The 21,198-nt window shown below is 64.3% G+C and carries 21 protein-coding genes and 1 pseudogene; 16 read left to right on the top strand and 6 right to left on the bottom strand.

The genetic code is table 11. The annotated features are described in order from the left end of the window. Positions 1–12: 12 nt before the first annotated feature. On the bottom strand, positions 13–1,164 hold the full coding sequence (locus tag OHQ90_RS27960) for an RNA-guided endonuclease InsQ/TnpB family protein (protein ID WP_328402451.1): 1,152 nt from the start codon (positions 1,162–1,164) through the stop codon (positions 13–15). 110 nt (positions 1,165–1,274) lie between these two features. Here OHQ90_RS27960 and OHQ90_RS27955 point away from each other — a divergent pair, with 110 nt between their 5' ends. The 4 genes from OHQ90_RS27955 (at position 1,275) to OHQ90_RS27940 (ending at position 4,360) form a co-directional block, all read left to right on the top strand. After that, a complete protein-coding gene (locus OHQ90_RS27955; RefSeq protein ID WP_328402449.1) occupies positions 1,275–2,009 on the top strand; it encodes an HAD family hydrolase in 735 nt (244 codons plus the stop codon). Then, the gene (locus OHQ90_RS27950; protein ID WP_328402447.1) at positions 1,994–2,947 is read left to right on the top strand and encodes a diacylglycerol/lipid kinase family protein; all 954 of its coding nucleotides are present in this window, start codon (positions 1,994–1,996) and stop codon (positions 2,945–2,947) included. The genes OHQ90_RS27955 and OHQ90_RS27950 overlap by 16 nt, the downstream gene beginning before the upstream one ends. Next, positions 2,944–3,720, top strand: coding sequence for an SDR family NAD(P)-dependent oxidoreductase (locus tag OHQ90_RS27945; protein WP_328402445.1), 777 nt, complete (start codon positions 2,944–2,946; stop codon positions 3,718–3,720). Before OHQ90_RS27950 ends, OHQ90_RS27945 begins: the two co-directional genes overlap by 4 nt. Before the next feature lie 163 nt (positions 3,721–3,883). Beyond that, positions 3,884–4,360 (top strand): HAD-IIIC family phosphatase, encoded by a 477-nt coding sequence (locus OHQ90_RS27940; RefSeq protein ID WP_328402443.1) that lies wholly within the window; start codon positions 3,884–3,886, stop codon positions 4,358–4,360. Positions 4,361–4,717: 357 nt separating this feature from the next. Here OHQ90_RS27940 and OHQ90_RS27935 read toward each other — a convergent pair whose 3' ends face one another. Next, positions 4,718–5,719, bottom strand: coding sequence for a methyltransferase domain-containing protein (locus OHQ90_RS27935; RefSeq protein WP_328402441.1), 1,002 nt, complete (start codon positions 5,717–5,719; stop codon positions 4,718–4,720). A gap of 376 nt (positions 5,720–6,095) precedes the next feature. On the opposite strand from OHQ90_RS27935, the gene OHQ90_RS27930 reads away from it, so the two are divergent. From OHQ90_RS27930 to OHQ90_RS27890, 9 genes are all read left to right on the top strand, one after another. After that, on the top strand, positions 6,096–6,389 hold the full coding sequence (locus OHQ90_RS27930) for an ArsR/SmtB family transcription factor (protein WP_328402439.1): 294 nt from the start codon (positions 6,096–6,098) through the stop codon (positions 6,387–6,389). An 18-nt stretch (positions 6,390–6,407) separates the two neighbouring features. Next, complete coding sequence (locus OHQ90_RS27925; RefSeq protein ID WP_328402436.1) at positions 6,408–7,415, top strand: LLM class flavin-dependent oxidoreductase; 1,008 nt, start codon at positions 6,408–6,410, stop codon at positions 7,413–7,415. A gap of 321 nt (positions 7,416–7,736) precedes the next feature. Beyond that, entirely contained in the window at positions 7,737–8,405 is a 669-nt protein-coding gene (locus tag OHQ90_RS27920; protein WP_328402434.1) for a hypothetical protein, read from the top strand. A 31-nt stretch (positions 8,406–8,436) separates the two neighbouring features. Then, positions 8,437–9,066 (top strand): maltokinase N-terminal cap-like domain-containing protein, encoded by a 630-nt coding sequence (locus OHQ90_RS27915; protein WP_328402432.1) that lies wholly within the window; start codon positions 8,437–8,439, stop codon positions 9,064–9,066. Between the two features lie 46 nt (positions 9,067–9,112). Beyond that, positions 9,113–9,709, top strand: coding sequence for a DUF308 domain-containing protein (locus tag OHQ90_RS27910; RefSeq protein ID WP_328402430.1), 597 nt, complete (start codon positions 9,113–9,115; stop codon positions 9,707–9,709). Positions 9,710–9,746: 37 nt separating this feature from the next. Then, positions 9,747–11,222 carry a S8 family peptidase gene (locus tag OHQ90_RS27905; protein WP_328402428.1) on the top strand — a complete coding sequence of 492 codons (1,476 nt, stop codon included), beginning with the start codon at positions 9,747–9,749 and terminating at the stop codon, positions 11,220–11,222. Positions 11,223–11,784: 562 nt separating this feature from the next. Continuing rightward, on the top strand, positions 11,785–13,200 hold the full coding sequence (locus tag OHQ90_RS27900) for a three-helix bundle dimerization domain-containing protein (RefSeq protein ID WP_328402426.1): 1,416 nt from the start codon (positions 11,785–11,787) through the stop codon (positions 13,198–13,200). Positions 13,201–13,374: 174 nt separating this feature from the next. Next, complete coding sequence (locus OHQ90_RS27895; RefSeq protein WP_328402424.1) at positions 13,375–14,142, top strand: hypothetical protein; 768 nt, start codon at positions 13,375–13,377, stop codon at positions 14,140–14,142. Between the two features lie 111 nt (positions 14,143–14,253). Continuing rightward, positions 14,254–15,468 (top strand): DUF418 domain-containing protein, encoded by a 1,215-nt coding sequence (locus tag OHQ90_RS27890; protein WP_328402422.1) that lies wholly within the window; start codon positions 14,254–14,256, stop codon positions 15,466–15,468. A 25-nt stretch (positions 15,469–15,493) separates the two neighbouring features. Here the strand turns inward: OHQ90_RS27890 and OHQ90_RS27885 are convergent, their stop codons facing one another. The 4 genes from OHQ90_RS27885 to OHQ90_RS27870 form a co-directional block, all read right to left on the bottom strand. Further along, positions 15,494–15,646 carry a hypothetical protein gene (locus OHQ90_RS27885; protein WP_328402420.1) on the bottom strand — a complete coding sequence of 51 codons (153 nt, stop codon included), beginning with the start codon at positions 15,644–15,646 and terminating at the stop codon, positions 15,494–15,496. A gap of 444 nt (positions 15,647–16,090) precedes the next feature. Beyond that, positions 16,091–16,534 carry an SRPBCC family protein gene (locus OHQ90_RS27880; RefSeq protein WP_328402418.1) on the bottom strand — a complete coding sequence of 148 codons (444 nt, stop codon included), beginning with the start codon at positions 16,532–16,534 and terminating at the stop codon, positions 16,091–16,093. Between the two features lie 53 nt (positions 16,535–16,587). Beyond that, positions 16,588–16,935 (bottom strand): ArsR/SmtB family transcription factor, encoded by a 348-nt coding sequence (locus OHQ90_RS27875; protein WP_328402416.1) that lies wholly within the window; start codon positions 16,933–16,935, stop codon positions 16,588–16,590. After that, on the bottom strand, positions 16,932–17,384 hold the full coding sequence (locus tag OHQ90_RS27870) for an SRPBCC family protein (protein ID WP_328413140.1): 453 nt from the start codon (positions 17,382–17,384) through the stop codon (positions 16,932–16,934). Before OHQ90_RS27870 ends, OHQ90_RS27875 begins: the two co-directional genes overlap by 4 nt. 558 nt (positions 17,385–17,942) lie before the next feature. Between OHQ90_RS27870 and OHQ90_RS27865 the strand changes: the two genes are divergently transcribed. The 3 genes and pseudogenes from OHQ90_RS27865 (at position 17,943) to OHQ90_RS27855 (ending at position 21,053) form a co-directional block, all read left to right on the top strand. After that, on the top strand, positions 17,943–19,265 hold the full coding sequence (locus tag OHQ90_RS27865) for an ABC transporter substrate-binding protein (RefSeq protein WP_328402414.1): 1,323 nt from the start codon (positions 17,943–17,945) through the stop codon (positions 19,263–19,265). Next, entirely contained in the window at positions 19,262–20,206 is a 945-nt protein-coding gene (locus OHQ90_RS27860) for a carbohydrate ABC transporter permease (RefSeq protein ID WP_328402412.1), read from the top strand. Before OHQ90_RS27865 ends, OHQ90_RS27860 begins: the two co-directional genes overlap by 4 nt. Next, positions 20,206–21,053, top strand: a pseudogene (locus OHQ90_RS27855) (carbohydrate ABC transporter permease). The gene OHQ90_RS27860 and the pseudogene OHQ90_RS27855 overlap by 1 nt, the downstream one beginning before the upstream one ends. Positions 21,054–21,198: the final 145 nt, after the last annotated feature.

Genomic DNA, 21,198 nt, shown 5'->3' with positions numbered 1-21,198 from the left:
GAGATTCACAGCTCAGACCGCAACCGAACCACCCACCTGAAGGAGGTGACCCGCTTGTCTCACGTCCTCGACACTGATGTGGCCGCGTTCTGCCACAACCAGAATCACTCTGGCAGCGTTCCGGTCCCGACCCGCGGTGTAACCGCAGTCGGGGCATCGGAAAATTCTCTCGCGCAGTTCGAGTCGCTTGGTTCTCGCGAAACAGTCACTGCACGTCATCGTCGGGTAAGCGGGCTGAACCAACACCACCTTCCGGCCAGCCCGCACACCACGCTCGATCAACTCCCGCTTGGCCGCACCGATCGCCGCGTCCGCGGCTTTGCGGGCCATCGTGGACTTCGCCAGGAACTTCGGCCTGAAATCCTCCACAGCGATCAGCGCATGGTCGGCGACAAGATGTTTCGCCCACACCCGCGAATCGTGCTGGGTTTGGCGGGTCGCCTTCTTGTGCAGCTTGGCAGCCTCGCGGGTGGCCCGCTTGTAGCCGCGCGACTGTGGGCCGCGTTTGCCGTTGTGCCGACGGGCCATGCGGCGTTGCGCTTTCGCGAGTTCCGCCGCGCACCGTTTCCGATGCCCCAGAAAGGGCAGATCGAACTCGGCGTCGGTGGTTGTGGCCGTGACGTTCACACCCCAGTCGATACCGACACCACCCTCTACCGTCGGCACGGCTTCCACCTCACGCCGCACGACGAACGAGGCATACCAATACCCCAGACAGTCCCGCGTGATACGGACAGACGTCGGATCCGACGGCAGTTCTCGGGACCACACGACCGGGATGCTCACCCCTTTCGGGAGCAGCAGCCTGCCGGCTCGGATGGTGAACCCGCGGACGGTGTATTGCGGCGACAGCAGCGCGGTCTTACGTGGTTTGAACCTCGGCCGACCCCGTCCTTTCACCTTGAACGAATGTTCGAGGGCCAGTGCGTAGGTGCGCAGCGTCTGCTGCTGGGCGACCTGCGACCCCTCCCGCAACCACGCGGTCCGGCCACGCGCCTCGGTAAGCAATTTACCGAGCTTTCCGAAGTTGGGACGTCCACCCGACTTTTGTTGATGCACAGCCTCATTCCACAGGAACCGGCACCGATGCCACTCCGAGACCAGCGCCCGCTCCGCCTGCGCGCCAGGGCGCAGTCGGTAGCTATACCGCACCACCTCATCCACACTCGACAACCTAACCAATACCACCGACAAATCCTCGCGACCCAACCTCTGACAGGAGGATGGCGCTTCATCTCCCTCATGAACGAGGGAGTATCCGCGCCAAACACCCGATGACCGGCTACCACACGGTGCTGTGGGATCTGGATGGCACCCTCGTAGGCCTTCACCAGCGCACATTCCAGGTGCTGATGCCGCTGGGGGCGGCGCGCGCATTCCGCGATCTGATGCCCCCGCACCGGTTCCTGCGTACGTTGAACGGTGTGCTGGGAGCCGTCCGCGCCAACGACACCGAGTACACCAACACCGATCTCATGGTCCGGCTGCTGGCCGAGCGGATGGGTATCGAACAGTCACTTGCGGCGCGACGTCTGCACCGACTGGCCGAGGTCGACTTTCCGCGCTTGCGCCGGTGCTTCTCTCCGCAACCGCAAGCGGTTGACACGGTGAATCTGTTGCATGCCAAGGACATAACGCAGGTAGTCGCCACCAACCCGCTATGGCCGCTGAGCACCGTGACCACCCGGCTGCGCTGGGGCGGCTACGAACCCGAGATCTTCACCTTCCACACCAGCGGCGAGAACATGTGCAGCTCGAAGCCGCGCATCGAGTTCTATCGCGAACTCCTGGAGCGGCTCGGCGCCGAACCAGGGGAGTGCGTGATGATCGGCAACGATGCCGCCAAGGACGCGCCGGCGGCCCGGATCGGCATACCCGTTTTCCTGGTCGGTGCGTCGGAATCCGCTGTCCCACCGAACTGTGCACAGACCGGTCTGGTCCGCACCGGGGATTGGCGCCGGCTACGCGTGTGGCTGGGTATCGAGGAGGAGTCATGCTCGTCGTCCTGAATCCACAGTCCAATGCCGGAACGGCACTGGACCGATGGCGGCCGGTGGAACGTGCACTGCGCGAACGCCATACGGACCTGGAAGTCGAAATGCCCGGTGACGCGGAACAAGCCGCGAAACTGGTGCGCGCCCGTATCGAGGCCGCCGACGGTGTGACACCCGATGTGGTCGTGGCCGCAGGTGGTGACGGCATGGTCAATCTGGTGCTCAACGCGCTCATGGATCCGGCCACCGACCGACCACGGCGGGGCGCGGAAGCGCTGGCCCTGGGCGCCATCGGACTCGGCAGCTCCAACGACTTCCATAAACCGATGCGCACGGCAGCCGTCATCGCCGATGTCCCCGCGCGAATCGACACCGAACGTGCCGAACTCGTCGACGTCGGCAAAGCGACCATGCTGTTGCCCGACGGCACCCGCGCCGTCCGCTACTTCCTGCTCAACGCGAGCATGGGACTCGTTGCGGCAGGGAATCATTCGTTCAACCACGCACGCGGCGTGATCGGCTGGCTCAAATCGCGCAATGTCGAAGCCGCCATCATCGCGACCGCGTTGAGCAATATCGCCACGCACCGTCCGCTGCCCGTCCAGGTGCGCGGCAGCGACTGGGAGCACGTCGCGCCGATCACCAACGTCGGCGTTCTCAAGAGCGTGCACTTCGCGGGCGGCATGTACTACGACACTCCGGTCACCCGTGCCGACGGCCGGTTCGACGTGAACATCTGGCAGGCTGCCGGCCGCGCCCGAATCCTCGGGCTCATCGCAGGGCTCTACCATGGGAAATTCTCGGGGTCGGCGCTGGCGACCTGTCATCGCGACAGCGTCGTCGAACTGCGGCCGGCGCACGCTGCCCCGCTCGAGCTCGACGGCGAGATCACGATCGTCGAATCCGCGCGGCTCGAGGTGTTGCCCGAAGCGCTGAAAGTGTGCGTCGTATGACGGTGGTCCTGGTGACCGGCGCCGCCAATGGGATGGGCGCCGCGACAGTCGAATACCTTGCGCGCGTGGGTTATACGGTCGAGGGCAGCGACCGGATCGTGGGAGCGGACACGGCCGTCGTCGACGTCCGCGATGCCGAGGCGGTACGCGGCTGGGTGCGGGCCGCGCACACCAGGCACGGCCGCATCGACGCCGTCGTCACCTTCGCCGCCTACGGCGTGATCGGGTCGGTGGAGGAAACCGACCCCGACGAGGCCGCCGCGATCCTCGACACCAATGTGATCGGCACCCACCGCGTGCTGCGCGAGGTGCTGCCGATCATGCGCGAGCAAGGTCACGGTCGGGTGGTCGTGGTGAGCTCCGGCGCGGGTGCGGTCGCCGAACCCTACGGCGGCTGGTACTCGGCCACCAAGGCCGCCATCGAACGCCTCGGTGAGGCTGCGCGCATGGAAACCGCGGCTTTCGGAATCCACGTTTCGGTGCTCGCCCCCGGCTGGACGGTGACGCCGATCATCGATGCCGCGGTGCGCGTGGCCGACCCCATCGACGCCTACACACCCGATCGCGGCGCGGTGCTCGAACGGGTCAGCGGATACCTCGCGGCAGGCCAGCCCGCCCACGCGGTCGCCAGGAAGGTGCGCAGCATTCTCGAAGCGGTCCGACCGCGGCAGACCTATCTGTGCGGCACCGACGTTCGGCTGTCGTTCTGGACCCGCCGCCTCGTCCCCGCCAGGGTTTATGAACGTTTAGTTCTGCGTTACTACGGCTTTTGACAGGAGCAACCCTCGGCGGTACCGGTAGGATCACCCGAGCCGGAACAGCCTCTCGAGAAACCGAGGGCTTGCCCGGTACCCGTGCCTGGATGGTGTGCAGTACCCATCTGCTGTGCCCGGCACGGTGGGAAGGCAGCGATGACCGAGCGATAGGGGCAGGCCGATGAGACCGGCTCTGAGATGTCTTGTCTGGGAACTGGACAACACCCTGTGGGACGGTGTCGTGTGCGATGCGACGAGCACCATACCGCGCCCTGAGGCTGTGCGCGCACTCCAGGTGCTGAGCGACCGCGGTATCTGGCACGCCGTCGCCAGCCGCAGCGACCGGGAACGAACCCTCGACAAGCTGTACCGCCACGGCCTCTACGAGATGTTCTCGGCGATCGAAATCGGCTGGGGTCGTAAGTCCTCCTCGCTCGTCCGGATCGCCACAACCTTCGGCCTCGCCCTGGATACCATCGGCTTCATCGACGCCGAGCCCATCGAACGCGCCGAGGTCCAGCGCGCGCTTCCCCGCGTCCGCTGCTACGCCGCCCGCAACGTCGATGTTCTCGCCGCCCTCCCGGACTTCCGCCCGGTCCTGCGGACCGGCTCGAACCCAACGCCCCCTCTGGGTTTCGCGCGGGTTCCCGCGTTGTAGACCTTTTTCAGGGTACGAACCGCTGGTTCGCACTAGAGTGCTCGACATCGCGGTACACCAGGCGCCACGGTCCTCCAGCGTCACCGACTCTCCGCATTCCTTCGAGGCGACGAACGGTTCAGCACTCCCGGTGTCACCGCGCTGATCACCTTCCTTCGCCACCATGGACCTGATCGGCCAAGCGAAGCTCGCTCCCGCGCTCTGGATTCCGGCATCTTTTATGCATCGACGAACTCGGCTATATGGAATTGGATACGGGTTTCCTCGGCCACACCCCTGCCCCGCGATCACCGGACGCCCACGAACAGATCGAAATCAGCATGTAAACCCTTGAGCGAATAGCGATCCGAGTATTACTCAAGGTCGGCGTGCCGTAACCGTTGCATACGAGAGGAGATGCCGTCGAAACGCTTGTCCCACCAATTTGGCTCCGACGACATTGTCGTATGTGACGGACGGCCGTATCCGGAGCTTGGCGAGCATCCAGCCCAACGGTTGCCACAATGTCGCCGCAAAGGAGAGACGCTGGATGGACGGATAAACATTCGACGAGATATCACGCGTTCCTACGTCGGAAAATCCAGCATTTTCTGCCAGTTCGACTAACTCGGCAATTGCGCAGAGATCGTCGGCCGCCCAAGAATTAACCAGGCGCTGGAATAGGAGTTCATTGTCCATGGACGGTTTCCTGGATCCCCGGAACCCGTCCGCGATTGCAAGCCGCCCTCCGGGCCGAAGCATGCGGTATGACTCGGCCAGGAATGCTGCTTTGTCTTGTGCATGGCAGCAACTTTCCACGGCCCAGACCACATCGAAAGCGCCGGAGTCGAGTCCGGTGTCACAGTAATCGGCGACCTGGAATGTAACGCGATCAGCGAGATTCCGCTCCTCGGCGAACCTTTGCGCTCGACGCACCTGGTCAGCGCTGAGAGTGATGCCAACCACCACGGCATCGAAATTCTCCGCCAACCACAACGAGGACCCGCCGACTCCACACCCGGCATCCAGAATACGCATTCCGGGTTGTATGCCCGCGAATGCGGCGAGTTCCCGGTTCATATTGAGCAGAGAATCGCTATGACTTTCGGTTCCCTCGTCCCAGTAACCGAAATGCATCGAGAGGTTCTTTTTGTTCAGCCATATTGCACGATAGTCGAGCCATGTGTTGTCGTAATATTCCACGACCTCGGGACGATGCGTAATCGACACGTCGAATAAACCTTTCGAACTGGATCCAGAATCGGACTCATGCTTGAGGAAGATCTTGCGAACCGATCGATGCCCTTCGCGAGCCTGTATTGCTCGGGAGCAATCCTTGATCGAGCTATCGGCAATCGCTCTTCGTACGGAAATGAACATTATGCATCGAGGGCGGTCGATGCTCACGCATGTCGCTACAGGTCCTCAATCCACCCACACCGCTTACCTTTCCGCTCACCGGCAATGGCGCCAATCTAACCGCTTCCCACCAACGGGCACGCTCACCCGACTTCGGCATGCAGCCCCGAGCGGTTCGGTTTTGTGGAGGTTGTAAACTTTGTGGGCCTTTTTCGATAAGGAATACTTATAGATAATGGAAGGTGGTCCGACGGGCTGATCTGTGTCGATAGCGGCGTGCTCGAGTGTCTACCCGGAGCTCCCCTCCCGGGCTGCTCGCAAGTGAGGGGTATCACAATGCTGACCGGCTGGGTCCGGAGTAAATTCGTTAATTAGCGAAATATCGAAGGGTGGTCGTGTGCTCGACGAATGTAAGGCCTTGGCCAACGAGACCCGGCTGCGCATCCTGGAGTGGCTCAAGGATCCTGATGCGAGCTTCCCGGAGCGAGCGGGAGAGGCAGCCGAACTTGGGGTCTGTGTGGGCCTGCTCCAGCAGAAAGCCGGGACTTCGGCCTCGACCATGTCGGCGCATCTGGCAATCCTGCAGCGCGTCGGGTTTCTGTGCGCTACGCGGCGGGGGCAGTGGACCTACTACCGACGTGACGACTCCCGTATCACTGCCTTCACCGAACAACTTCAACGCGTGCTCTGACCCAGGAAAGGCAGCTCTATGCCCACCGCACTATCCATTCTCGATCTCGCGTCGATCGCGCCGGGCCAAACCGCGCGCGATAGTTTCGACAACAGCGTCGCGCTGGCCCGGGCCGCCGAGCGCTCCGGTTATCGGCGCGTCTGGTACGCCGAGCATCACAACATGGCTTCCATCGCCTCCAGTGCAACGAGCGTTCTGATCGGCCATGTCGCGGCGCACACCGACACCATTCGGCTCGGCTCCGGCGGCATCATGCTGCCCAACCACTCGCCGCTGGTGATCGCGGAGCAGTTCGGCACCCTGGAGACGCTGTTTCCCGGGCGGATCGACCTCGGGCTCGGCCGCGCGCCTGGCAGCGACCAGAAGACGATGCTCGCACTACGGCGTAATCCGAATTCGGCGGACTCTTTTCCGCAGGACGTGCTGGAACTGCAGGGGTATCTGACGGGTCGGTCGCGGATACCGGGCGTGCAGGCCGTTCCGCGGGCGGAAGGGGTTGTGCCGCTCTACATTCTGGGGTCGTCGCTGTTCGGTGCGCAGCTTGCCGCGCAGCTCGGTCTGCCATACGCCTTCGCGTCCCACTTCGCACCGGACGCTTTGCATCAGGCGGTCGCGGTCTACCGCGACAGTTTTCGGCCGTCGGATCAGCAGGCCGAACCGTACGTGATGGCCGGTGTCAATGTGTTCGCGGCCGAGGACCACGACGAGGCGGCGGCGCAGAAGACGATCGCGTATCGGGCTCGGGCGCGGGCGATGGTGTCTCGTGGCGCTGCGGGCAACACATTCAGTGATGCGGAGATCGACGCGTTTCTTGCCTCGCCCAATGGCGGTCAGCTTGCCTCGATGACCCGCTACACCGCTGTCGGCACGCCCGCCGAAGTACGTGACTACCTCGACGAATTCGCCGCGCCCATCCAGGCCGACGAGCTGATCCTGGCCCACCACGCCACGCAGATCGGTGACCGGGTGCGCTCGGTCGAGCTCATCGGGCGGGCCGTCGCGGATGCTTCGCTGGTCGCCGAATAATCGGCTGAGCGACGAATTTCCGGAAGTCTCAACGCTTCCGGTGTGGCGACAGTCAGGCCGGGTCTGGAATCGGGTTCAGGCGCCAGTGGCGCAGGAGGCTGCTCGGGTCGGCGGCACCGCCCATCGCTTCGCAGTCCGCAGCTGGAGTATGCGGCACGGCAACTCTGAGCGACGGTGGATCTGCCGGCGATCTGGCTCATGAGACCAGTTGCCGGTGCGAAAAAGAGAGCGCTGCTCTTGTTTTTCCCGTTGGAGTGTGGAATCGTCGGCCTCAATCTAGAGCAGTGCTCTCTGTTCTTGTTCGGATCGTCAGGAGTTCCAGTGAACGGCCATCAATCACGTACTCGTATCGGCGCTGTCGGCCTCGCGCTCGCCGGAGTCCTCTTCCTCGTCTACGAGACCGCCGCCCCGCGCAAAGACCAGGACACCCTCGAAGGCGCCGCCTCGTGGGCGTCGACCGGATGGGCAGTCGGACATGTCGCAGCCATCCTCGGCTTGATTCTCATTCCGCTCGGCTGGGGTGCATTGCGAAATCGGCTGCAGGACAACCGGAGCGAGCAGCTCGCCTACCTGGCCGCCACCCTCGGTTACATCGGCTCGGCGCTGACGATCTCCTACTATGGTGCCGAGGTGTACGGGCTGCAGGCCATCGGCGCCCGCGCCGTGGCCGACGGTGATGCCTCGTTGACCAAGGTGGGCAACGACTTTCGGATGGACTCCATCGCGGTCACCGTCTTCGCCCTCGGTCTCGCACTGATAGCCGCCGCGGCGATTCTCGCGGCCGTGGCGATCTGGCGATCGGGGATCCTGGCGCGCTGGAGCGGTGTTCCGATGGCAGTCTCCATGGTCGTCTACCTGCCACACTTCTACCTGCCGCATGCGGGGCGGGTCGGCTGGGGCGCGCTGGTGACTGTCGGCGCCTGCTGGATCGCTGTCGAACTCTGGCGCAGCGCCACGGTCGCGCACGAGCCCGAGCTCGCTGCCGCCTGAGGCCTACCGAGCGATCAGGTTAGGGTTCGGCATGGCCGTTATCCATCAGACCTCCATGTCGCCCGGCAAGCTGGAATTGCTCGCATCCTGGTTGCCGACGCGGACCTGGTATCACGCGAGTGGGCGGCCGCCGCAGCTGAGCAAAGCCGGCGGGTTCCGTCTCGATGATCCGGCAGGCGAGGTCGGCATCGAATTCATGGTGATCGCCGATAGTTCCGGTGTCGAGCCGGCTGTCTATCTTGTTCCGCTCACCTATCGAGGTGGCCCGCTCGAGAATGCCGAGGACGGCCTCGTCGGCACTTCGTTGCACGGCGTGCTCGGGCAACGGTGGATCTACGACGGAATTCATGACCCGGTGCTGGTTGCGCAGCTGATCGCGATGTTGGCAGGGAAGGCGCGGCCGCAGGCCCAGAACGACAGCGACACAACGGATCTTTCGGTCATCGTGGCCGCCGCCGACATCGTGTCGCAGGCCGTGGAATCGGCGTCGGTGGTCGATGGGGCCGACAGCACCGACATCGCCACGAAGGATGGTGTGATCCTGCGTGTCGAGCGGTTTCTGCGCTCCGGCGGCGTGTCGCAGAGTCCGCACGTCACCGCGCCGTGGCGCCTTCCGGACGGCACCGACACGCGCGGGATTATTCTCACCGCGCGAATGTGATTGCAAACAACCGGCTATCTGCACATCGGGGTCATATCATGTAGCTATGCCCGAAAACGAGAGTGCGGGGCGTGGCGGTGTGCTTTTTCATGCGGCGAGGCAGGCGGTTCTTGTCGCTGGTACCTGCTCGGTGATCCTCGGTGTGGTCATCGCGGTGTGGCCACACAAATCGGTGGCGATCGCGGAGCTGCTTTTCGGGCTGTATCTGGTGCTCAGTGGCGTATTGCAGATGACCATCGCGATCGGCTCGCGGTTCGCGATGCCGCTGCGGGTGCTGATCTTCGTCAGTGGCGCGATGTCGGTGTGCCTGGCGGTGCTGTGCTTGCGCAGCGGGAATTCGGTGCTGTTGCTTGCCCTGTGGGTCGGCATCGGCTGGGCGATCCGCGGGGTCACCCAGGCCACCGTGGCGGTGTGGCACGACGGGCTGCGCGACGGCGGTAAGCAGGAACTGTTCGGCGTGGCCACGATGGTGATGGGGATCGTGGTGATCGTGGTGCCCTTCGATTCGCTGGACGTCTTGGCGCTGGTGGCCGGCGGTCTGCTCACGGTGTTCGGCGCATTGGAGATCCTCTCGGTAGGCCGTGGCCGCGGCGGTCTGGTGAGATTGCCGGAGTCGGCTCGGGTTCCGGTGGCGCCCAACTGAGCTGGCGGGCGGGGCGGGCAATTGATTGACTGTGCGCATGGCATCAACACACCGGCGGCACAGTTCGGATGGGTCGGCGCAGGCGGGGGCGACCCGGTCGGCCGCGGAGCTGATCGTCGTCACCGAACGCACGACATCGGCTATCGACGAGATCGCACTGGACACCAGCCGATCCACCCAATCGCATGTGGCCGACCTGCTGCCCCCGGGTGCCGAGATTGTCCGAATCTTCGGGCCCGCCAGTCGACTCCGACGCAAGTTGGCCGATACCGCGGGGGAGCCGGAGGGTGCGGACTATCTGAACTATTTCTCGGTGCACGGCGTTGCCGATCCGGAAGCCGTTGCCGCCTGGCTGCGCGCGGACGACTCGGTGGCTGCCGCCTACATCAAGCCGCCCGCCGAACCGCCCATCGCGCCGCCGATCGATGCGGGTGTCGATGTCGCACCCTCGCTCGTCGACGCACCGCCGGTGACTCCGAATTTCGAAGCGCGCCAGGGCTATCTGGACGCGGCGCCGCAAGGCGTCAACGCACGCTGGGCCTGGACTCGACCGGGCGGCCGCGGCACCGGGATTCGCATCGTCGACGTCGAGGGCGCTTGGCGGTTCACCCATGAAGACTTGCTCGACAACCAGGGTGGCGTGATCGGCGGCAGTCCGTCCGCCGACCTGGGTTGGCGCGACCACGGCACTGCGGTGGCCGGTGAGATCAGCGGCGACGTGAATGCCTTCGGTATCACCGGCATTGCGCCCGAGGCGAGTATCCGGGCGGTGTCGATCTTCGGGGGAGCCGGCTCCGCGGCCGCGATTCGCACGGCCGCGGACGCTCTGAGCGCCGGAGACATCATCCTGCTCGAGCTGCACCGGCCCGGACCTCGATTCAACTATGCGGGGCGGCCCGATCAGCGCGGCTACATCGCGATCGAATGGTGGCCCGACGACAACGCCGCGATCCGCTACGCCATCGGCCGCGGTGTCATCGTGGTCGAGGCAGGCGGAAACGGGGCCGAGAACCTGGACGATGCGTTGTACGACACGCGTCCTGCCGAGTTCCCGGTGTCGTGGCGCAATCCGTTCCGTGGTGGCAGCGTGGACTCCGGCGCCATTGTCGTCGGTGCGGGCGCTCCGCCACCCGGATTCCACGGCCGCGATCACGGACCGGCGCGGTCGCGACTGGCCTTCTCCAACTACGGCTCTCGCGTCGACGTGCAGGGCTGGGGGCGTGAGGTGACCACCACCGGATACGGCGACCTGCAGGGCGGCTCCGACGAGGACCTCTGGTACACCGACATCTTCAGCGGCACCTCCAGCGCGTCGCCGATCGTGGTCGGCGCTGTCGCCTCCTACCAGGGCATCTCTGCCGCGAGCTCGGGCCGCAAGACGCCGGCGCAGATTCGCGCGCGACTGCGTGAAACCGGATCACCGCAGACCGACGCGCCACAGCGGCCCGCGACCCAGCGCATCGGCAATTTGCCCGACCTGCGCACACTGATCGAACCGACACCAGAGGTGTAGTTCCACTCATATCGCGACGTCGGATCGGCGGCTGGTCTCGTCGCCACCGTGGCGATGCTGATCTGGCTGATCGGACCGTGGGCGGTCGTGATTCGCCGTCCTCGGTTTCGTCGGGGTCGGGCGGGCATGGCCGAAAAGGGTTGTGACAGAGCAAATGCTGGTTACGTGACCCGGCTCGTACTGCTCGGTCCGGCGGCCCTCGCCATGGTGGGGTGTCTTCGCGGCACTGCAAACATCAGGGCAACGTCTGGTGGCGAGTATCCGTGGGGGCGTTGAACTTTGCGTGCCACAAGGACGGCGGGCGGAAGTCGTCTCGCGGATGCCGAACTTGCCCTTCGGCGCGGAGATCGCTGTTCCGGCAAGGCTCTGACATGGTAAAAGGCCGTTGAATCCGGATATTCCGACAGTCCGTCGGCGCACGAATTATTGCGTCGAATGTCTCCAAGAGTGGTGAACGCCGCGGTGTCGACCACCCGGAAATGCCGGTAGCGTTCGGCGCGGCGCGGGCAGGCCAGGTGACCTTCTCGCGACTCCAGACCGATTCGAGGCCGAGGAGATTGTGGTGGGTGTTCCTACTGTTCGCGAAGAGCAGGCGATCCGCCGGTTGACCGATCGTCTGGTCGAAAGCTTCACCGATACTTACCCTGTCGAGCGCGTCGAGACCGTGGTCGGCGCCGCGCGCAGTCGCTTCGACGGCCATCCCGTTCGAGAGTTCGTCCCCATTCTGGTCGAACGTATTGCCCGGCGGGAACTGGAGGCGGCGCCGTCCTCGGCCGAGGACGGCACGGTCTTCTCGGTGGCCGAATCTGCTCCCTCGACAGCGCAATCGGGCGCCGGCAGACTGCGGAACACGGATCTGAGACAGTCCATCGGCGCGGTCTTCGCCGGCAAGCGCACCGCGGCGCTGTCGATCGCGGCTGCCGCTATTGTCGCCGCCATTGTGGTGACAATTGCTGTGCGCCAAACAGATTCACCTGCTATCACAGGGCCTGTCGCGCAATCGCCTGCCACGTTGCACGGCGTGGTCGGGTCGGAGAAGATCGCGTTCTTCTCCGACCCGAAAGTTGTCGAGGCGCTGGCCCGCAACGGTGTGAAGATCGAGGTCGATCCGGCCGGTTCCCGTCAGATCGCCACCTCGGTCGATCTGAGCAAATACGATTTCGCTTTCCCGTCGAGCGGTCCCGCCGCCGAACGCATCCAGCGTGCCCGCAACATCACCGCGAAATACACGCCATTCTCCTCGCCGATGGCGATCGCGACTTTCCAGCCGATCGCGGATCTGCTGACCGCGGCGGGTGTCGTGCGTCCCGGTCCGGTCGCCACCTTCGACATGGCCCGCTACCTCGAGCTCGCCCGCACCGATACCCAGTGGGATTTCCTGCCGGGCAACACGGCCTATCCGGTGCGCAAGAACATCGTGGTGTCCACGACCGATCCGCGCAGCTCGAACTCCGCCGCCATGTACCTGGCCATCGCCAGTTACGTCGCCAATGACAACACCATCGTGCAGGGCCCCGCCGCCGAGCAGGCCGTACTGTCCTCGGTGTCGAAGCTGTTCGCCCGCCAGGGCTACACCGAGAACTCCAGTGAAGGCCCGTTCAAGGAGTACCTCTCCGCAGGCATGGGCCCGACCCCGCTGGTGCTGATCTATGAAGCTCAGTTTGTCGAGGCTGCGGCGCGCGGACAGGTCAAGCCGGGGATGGTGCTGACCTACCCGTCGCCGACGGTGCTGTCCAAACACACACTGGTGCCGCTCAACGCCGAAGGCGACCGAATCGGGCGGCTGTTGTCGACCGACCCGCAGCTGCAGCGGCTCGCCGCGGAACACGGCTTCCGCACCGGCGACACCGCCCCGTTCGCCAAAGTCACCGCGGACAACCACGTCCCGGTGCCCGCCGATCTGATCGACGTGATCGAGACGCCCACCTATGACACACTCGAGCACCTGCTCGACAGTGTCACACAGACCTACAATTGAAGCGTCGATCGCTGCTTCCACGGCGGCAATGGACGCCGTCGGTGGTCCCGCCCACCTTCCGATCCCGACCGGTGAGTAGCCGGATCGCGCTGATTCGAGTAGCACGACACTCGTTGCAGCGCGGTCGGTTCGCGGCATCCTGAGCCGAGGGGCTGGAGGGAAAGGAGCCTCCTCATGAATGGGACCCATACCCGCACGCTGAGGTTCACCGACGAGCACGACACCACAACCGTGGCGGGTACCAATGGCATGGTGGTGTTCGGCACCGGTATCGATTGCTATTTCTCGCATCGTCCAATGTTTGTGTCGCCATACGACATTCAGGTGGTGCTCGATGTAGAGCTGGATGAGCGCGGCCGCAGAGCTCTCGGCGCCGATCGGCGCATCGGGTTCGGCGGCGTCCACTGCTTCGATACGGAGGAATTCGCCGTCGCCGAGCTGGACCCGCGTCGGGAGCAGCCGCGGACGACGTTCCGCGGCACCCTGATTCGTGGTCACCGCGAGCGTGGCGGGGTGCCGATCGCAAAGGATGTGCTGGCGCAGGTACGAATGGTCGTGTCGTTCGCGCAGCTGGATCCGCACCCTCATCGTGGCGGTGAACTGCTCACCCACCTGTGTTTCGGGCGGGCCGGGCGGTTATATCTGGCGCATCGGATCGGGCGGCGGCCGAGTTTCGACCAGATTGTGGTGGCGCGGCTGATTCCCGGCACCGTGACCGACATGCTCGGTGTACCGCTGCCGGTCGACGTGCGAGACCTGGAGTTCGAGAACGCGCAGCCGATCATGCTCGGGCAGCGTGAGTTCACGGGGCAGCGGTTGCGGACCGGGGAGGTCGCGGTGGCGGCGTTCCATGCGACGGCCTCGGCCGAAGGCGCGGACGGGTTCCTCGCCGAGGTCGCCGTCGAACGGGAGATCTACCTGGAGGTAGCGGATTTGGCCTGAGGTCGGCCAGTGTCAATACGCCGCAGGTCGCGGTCATCGGCGCATCGGGTAAGGGGTGGAATCCGACCTCGGGGGGACGACCGTTCCAAGACGGGCGGCTACTTTCAGATCATGTCCGGAGCCACCGAATCGGTTCTGCCCGCCACCACGTCCGGTCGCCGGATCGCGGAAGTCGACATGCTTCGTGGGTTCGCGCTGTTCGGCATTCTGGTCACCAATGTCACTGTCGCCACCATGCTCTGGTCGGCGGGCGGCACCGAAGACGATCCGAAGCCGCGCTTCGACGGCGCCATCGACCACGTCATCGGTGGGCTGGTGGAAGCGTTGTTCTCGGGCCGGTTCTACCTGCTGTTCGCATTCCTGTTCGGCTATTCGTTCACACTGCAGGTCGCGGCGGCGCAACGGGCCGGCGCGTCGCCGAACAACCAGCTGCTGCGGCGCTGCGCCGCGCTGATGGCAATCGGGCTCGCCCACGTTTTCCTGCTGTGGATCGGCGACATCCTGACACTGTATGCGGTCCTGTGCCTGATTTTGATCCTGCTGCGTAAGCTGCCACCACGTACCGCCGTCATCACCGGCGCGATCCTCTACGCGGCGCGGTCTGTCTGGGCCTTTCTGCCCGGCTCGGCCGACGTGATCAGCGGCCTCGCAGAGGTATTCGACTTACCAGAGATTCACGAGGGGTTCACTGGAAGCTCGGCCGACACCTTTGCCACCCAAGTGTCGCTGGCACCGGGATTCCTGGTGCTGATCTGGTTCGCTCAGGGCATCACCAGTCTCGGCTTGTTCCTGATCGGCATGGCGGCAGGCCGACGCGAACTGTTCGAAGACCGAGATACGTTGCGCCGCTGGTCGCCTCGCGCGCTGTGGCTCGGTCTCGGTGTCGGCCTTCCGGTCTCGGCGGTGTCGTTCGCCGGCTCGATGGACTGGTGCCCGGTGCCGTCCTTCTGGGGCGGTGTGCAGGAACTGATCAACCCGCTGATGACCTTCGCCTACATCGCCGGGATCGTGCTGCTTGCGCAGTCGGCGCGCACCGCTCGCGTCATTGGATGGCTCGCGCCTGCAGGCCGAATGGCGGCGTCGAACTACATCGCGCAATCGGTGGTGTTGATGGCGGTCTACACCGGCTACGGTTTCGCGTTGGTCGACACCATCCCGCCCGCCGGGGTCATCGGCATCGCCCTACTGACCTACGCCACGCAGTTGGCAGTGAGCAGCTGGTGGCTGCGCACGCATTCCTACGGTCCCGTCGAGTGGTTGCTACGCGCGGCGACCTACCTGTCGATCCCGTCGTGGCGACGGGTACACACGCGGTCGCCACAATGAATGGGCGGCGTGACACACGTGGTTGTCATGGTCGTTCGACGATCTCCAAGTACCAATCGACGGTGCGGCTGCCGCTGCCGCTGCCGGTGACGTACTCGGCCTGCGTGATGTAGATTCCTGCCGCCGCAGTTGGCGTGCCCCAAGGGTTTCGGACTGGCCGCTGCTTGCGTTGCACCATTCGGTGGGGTGCCTGTCGTCAGGCCGAGCGCACCCAGTTGCACTCTTCCCGTGGGCGTGTCGTGATAGCTCACGATATCGGTCGGCATGTTGGTATCTGTTATCGAGTCCCTGTGCTGCCGACGCCGATGGGTTCGTTGCGTCATACGCGCTGCTGGGGCCGCCGGTGCCATTCACAGCCAAGGGTTCGTGCGACTTCAAGGCCGCCGATCCCCCATCATGCGCTTCCGCGAATCCGGAAGCGAGATCCTGCCCGGCGCGACGGGCGGTGGGCAGCAACAGGTTCGCTGAACCGGAATGGCGGCGTTGGCGTTGTCGGGTGAGGGGTCGATCCGGCCATCGCATGACGCCACCTCCACCGGCAGCGATGCTGTCGGTGGAGGTGCTGTCGTGACTCCGGCGATGGTGCGAGACCCCCGGATTTCCTTCCGAATCGAGCGGACCGTCAGTGCCAGTCGCTGATCTGGACATCGTGGGGATCCGGAGCGCCTTTCCCGGTTTCGATCAGCGACTTCAGGCTCATCAGAAACACCGCCCACTTGGTGCTGCAGTGGTGCATGAATTCCACCGGCTCCTTCCAGCCTTCGTGTTTGAAGAGAACGATGGTGTAGTCGTCGACCTGATCGAGGTCCCAGTTCACATGTGTGCCGATCCATTCTTCGGGTCCATCGACCACCTCCCACAACACGCGCTTGTCCGGGACGAGCTCGAGGACCTTCATGTCGAAGCCGCCGGCGCTGAACCGGAATTGGAGCACACCGCCGACGTCGTTGCCTTCACCTCGGGTGTTGGTCGCCCACCAGTCGGCAAGCCCCTCGGTGGTGGTCAAGGCCGCGTAGACCTCGGCCGGAGCCGATGTGATTCCAACCCTGTGCAGGATGTCCACCATTTTCGATTCCTCTTTCCAGTGCTGTTTCCCGTAGGATCTAAATGAATTCACGGCTATATGCCGCGCTGGTCTTTCTCGCGCTGAATCGCTTCGGCGATCCGCTTGATACGTCGGAGCCTGGCGTCCCACGCCGCTCCCACCGAGGACAGTTGTGCGACCGCACGAGCAAGTTGCGCCTCGTCCACTCGGTACCTCCTCTCTCGCCCGGCGGGCGTGGCGTACACCAAGCCGACGCGGTCGAGCACGCTGAGATGTTTCGCGATGGCCTGCCGTGTCACCGGTAGCCGCTCACTGAGGCTGGTAGCGGTGCCATCGCCGTCGGCCAGGAGCAGGTCGAGCATCCGCCGACGGGTCGGATCCCCGACCGCGGACCACAGGTCGTCGTCGACGGCGCTGATCACGGGGTCGACACCAGCCGCGCGAGGTACTCCCCGAGTCGGGGAACAAAGGTGTCCCAACCGACGCTGTGTTCGCGGTACTGCTCCTCCAATTTCGCGGCCTCCCAGCCCATCTCCCGGAACCCGGTCTCGGTGAGCCGAATCCTGGTCCCGGTGCCCGACGGGGTGAGCTCGAAGGTGACCAGCATCGAGTTGGCGGAGTCGTCGACCTTGCCCTCGGGATAGCACCAGCGGAACGAGAACAATCGAGGCGGCTCAGCGTTCACCACGGTGATCGGGACGACTTCCACCCTGTCACCCCAGACAAGCTCACCGACCGCGCCGGGAGTCGCTTCGATCTCGGCATCGTCGGTCCACCACTGCGAAATGTGCTCAGGGCTGCTGACGACCTCGAAGACCACCTCGGGCGAGGCGTCGACGTGGATCTCTCGTTCGATGCTGCCGTACTCCATACTCATCCCACTTCCTCTATGTGCAACGTTTGGTTGCGCATCACGCTAGTCGGCCATCGGTCATTGCGCAACCATTGGTTGCCTATTGTCGACGACCGGCACGAGGCCGATGCCGGCGGCCTGTCACCGCACCCAAGGCGCGCGGGCGCCGGTTCGGCGCGCTCGACCTGGCTATCGGCCAGATCTAGGACCGCATGGTCCAAGACTCCGGTGCGTGAAATCCTTAGTGAAGTTTGGATCTTCGCCACCAACGATGGCTCGCCGCCGGTCGACAGGATGATGACCGCCACTGACTGGGGGCAACAAACATCGTGACTACGGAGGGTCGTTGCCCTGGAGGGTGGGTGATCCCGAACAGATGCCACCGCCTGGTGTCGTCACGAACGAGCGTGTGGTCGTTGACGTACCACGCTTGCGGCCCTCCGGCCGAGCTGACCGGAGGCGGCTCGGCAGCGCTGACATACATTGAGATATGCCGCGATATAGCGGTACGTTAAACAGCGGGACGCGAAGTGGGTAGGCATATATGACCGGTTGTCACGGAAATCCAGGAGCCGCATGTTCGACAAGTCGTTCGGGCGGCGAGGTTTTCTTCGTGGTGCCGGCGCGTTGGGTGTCGCGGCATGGGCGCTGCCAGCGGCGGCGTGTGGTGACGACGACGATGATGCGCTGACGTTCTTCTTCCAGGCCAATCCGGAAGAGGTGAAGGGCCGGATGAAGATCATCGACGAATTTCAGCGTCGGCGTCCCGAGATCAGCGTGCGTACGGTGTTGTCCGGGCCCGATCCGATGCAGCAGATGTCGACGTTCTGCGCGGGCGGCAAGTGCCCGGATGTGCTGATGGCGTGGGAGTTGACCTATGCCGGGCTGGCGGACCGGGGGGTGCTGCTCGATCTGAACACCATGCTCGCTTCCGATCCGGCGTTCGCCGCAGAGCTGAAGACCGACAGCGTCGGCGCACTGTACGAAACGTTCCAGTTCGAGGGCGGACAGTATGCGTTCCCAGAGCAATGGTCGGGGAACTTCCTGTTCTACAACAAGAAGCTGTTCGCCGACGCCGGGCTGAAGCCGCCGCCGGCGCGGTGGGATCAGCCGTGGAACTTCGACGAGTTCCTCGCCGCCGCGCGGGCTCTGACCAAACGGGACCGATCCGGGAAGGTCACCCAGTGGGGTTTCGTCGATACCTGGGTGCCGTACTACTCGGCAGGGTTGTTCGGGATGAACAACGGCACGCCGTGGTCGACCCCGCGGATGAATCCCGCGCACATCAATTTCGACGACGACGCCTTCCTCGACGGTGTCCAGTTCTACGCGGACCTGTCCAACAAGCACAAGGTGGCGCCGACGCCGGCCGACAAACAATCCATGTCCACAATGGACATGTTCGCGCTGGGCAAGGCCGCCATGGCCATGGGGGGACACTGGCGCTACGGCACGTTCACCCACGCCGACGGTTTGGATCTCGACGTCACGGTGCTGCCCGCCGGTCCGAAAGGCCGAGGCGCCCATTCGAATATCGGAACGACCGGACTGGCCATCGCGGCGAGCAGCCCCCGAAAACAACAGGCGTGGGAGTTCGTGAAGTTCGTGACCGGGCCGGTCGGCCAAGCCCTCATCGGTGAGTCCGGCCTTTTCGTGCCGGTACTGAGGTCCGCGGTGAACTCGCCGGGATTCGCGAAAGCCCACGCCAGAGTAGGCAACCTCGCGGTGCTCACGGACGGTCCGGCCCAGTCGGGCTACCTGCCGGTCACCCCGGTATGGGAGGAAATCGACACACTGATGGACCGCAGCTTCGGGCCTGTGCTGCGCGGAACGAAGCCCGCGACCTCATTGAAGACCGGCCTGTCCCGCGATGTCGATGAGGTGCTGCGCAAACCATGACTCTGCTCGTGAAACCCATCACCGCGGAGCCCGCTCCGGCGGATTCGGCGGAGCGCCGCGCGCGGGCTCGGCGCCGCCGGCGGTGGGGGCTGGCGTTCATCGCACCGAACCTGGCGGCGATCGCGGTGTTCATGGCGTTCCCGCTCGGGTTCTCGCTGTATATGAGTGTGCAGAAATGGGACCTGTTCACGCCGCCACAGTTCGTCGGGCTGACGAACTTCCGCACCCTGCTGACGGCGGACCCGCTGTTCTTCATCGCGTTGCGTAATACGGTGATCTTCACCCTCGGAACACTCGTGCCGACAGTCGTGATCGGTCTGGTCGTGGCGGCCATGCTGAATCGAAAGATCAAAGGTATCGGCTTCTTCCGGACGATTCTGTTTCTGCCCCTGGCTGTTTCGTCGGCCGTCATGGCCGTGGTGTGGCAGTTCGTGTTCAACACCGATGGCGGGCTGCTCAACATCATGCTCGGCTGGATCGGGTTGGGTCCGGTTCCCTGGCTGGTCGACCCGAACTGGGCGATGGTCTCGCTGTGTCTGGTCAGTGTGTGGAAGAGCGTGCCGTTCGCCATCGTCGTCCTGCTGGCCGCGATGCAAGGTGTGCCGGAACCGCTGTACGAGGCGGCCAGAATCGACGGCGCCGGGGAGATACGGCGGTTCTTCTCCATCACAGTGCCGCTGATCCGCGGCGCGCTGTCGTTCGTGGTGGTCATCTCGGTCATCAACGCCTTCCAGGCATTCGACCAGGTGTACGTACTCACCGGCGGCCACGGCGGACCGGAGACCGGAACCTACGTTTTCGGAATCATGCTGTTCCAGCACGCCTTTGCGTTCCTGGACTTCGGCTATGCCTCTGCACTGGCCTGGGTGATGTTCGCGATCCTGCTCGTGCTCACGGTGCTGCAGTTGCGATTGTCGCGCAAGTACTCTCTGGAGGATTGATGGCTGGGTCGACCGAACGAAGGATCAAGCTCAGCGTCGTCCGCGGCGTCGCGCTCTATACCGCATTGATCGCGGCGGCTTGGTGTGCGTTGTTTCCGATCCTGTGGGCGTTGTCGGGCTCGGTGAAAAAGGAAGCCGAGGTCGGTGAGCCCGTTCTGCTTCCCGCGCATCCGCAATGGTCCAACTACGCGGACGTGTTCACGCTGATGCCGTTCTGGCGGATGTTGCTCAACACCGTGGTGTACGCCGGCGCCGTCACCGCCGGTCAGGTGTTCTTCTGTTCGCTGGCCGGATATGCGTTCGCCCGACTGCAGTTCACCGGCCGCGACACCCTGTTCGTCCTGTACCTCGCCACGCTGATGGTCCCGCTCACGGTCACCGTCATCCCGCAGTTCATCCTCATGAGAGCCTTCGGCTGGATGGATACGGCGTGGGCGATGATCGTTCCGGGCCTGTTCGGCAGCGCCTTCGGCACCTACCTCATGCGGCAGTTCTTCCGCACGCTGCCCAAGGATCTCGAGGAGGCTGCCGTCCTCGACGGGTGCTCGCCCTGGCAGATCTACGGCGGATCCTGCTACCCAACGCAAAACCCGCCGCCATGGTGCTCGCCGTACTCACCTGGGTCAACGTCTGGAACGACTTCCTGTGGCCCCTGGTGATGGTGCAACGCAAAAGCATCGGCACCCTCACTCTCGGCCTGGTATGGATGCAGGGCCAATACGTATCCAAATGGCCCGTGCTCATGGCCGCGGCGATGCTCATCCTGCTACCGCTGGTCATCGTCTACGCGATCGCCCAACGAGCCTTTCTTCGCGGCATCGCCACCACCGGACTCGGCGGACGATAAACCGCGCCAACCCTTCCAAAAATCTCCGGATCACCTTGCCCACAAGGCATTTCAAAGGAACAGGATATGTCCAACCACGTGCGTGCTCGACTCGCACTCTCCGTCGCCGCGCCCGCTCTCGCCATGGCAAGCCTTCTCGCCGGCG

Origin of the sequence: Nocardia sp. NBC_00403 (assembly GCF_036046055.1) — a bacterium.
GTDB lineage: Bacteria > Actinomycetota > Actinomycetes > Mycobacteriales > Mycobacteriaceae > Nocardia.
The sequence above is the reverse complement of the archived record's forward strand: the minus strand, read 5'-3'. Positions and strand labels throughout refer to the sequence as shown.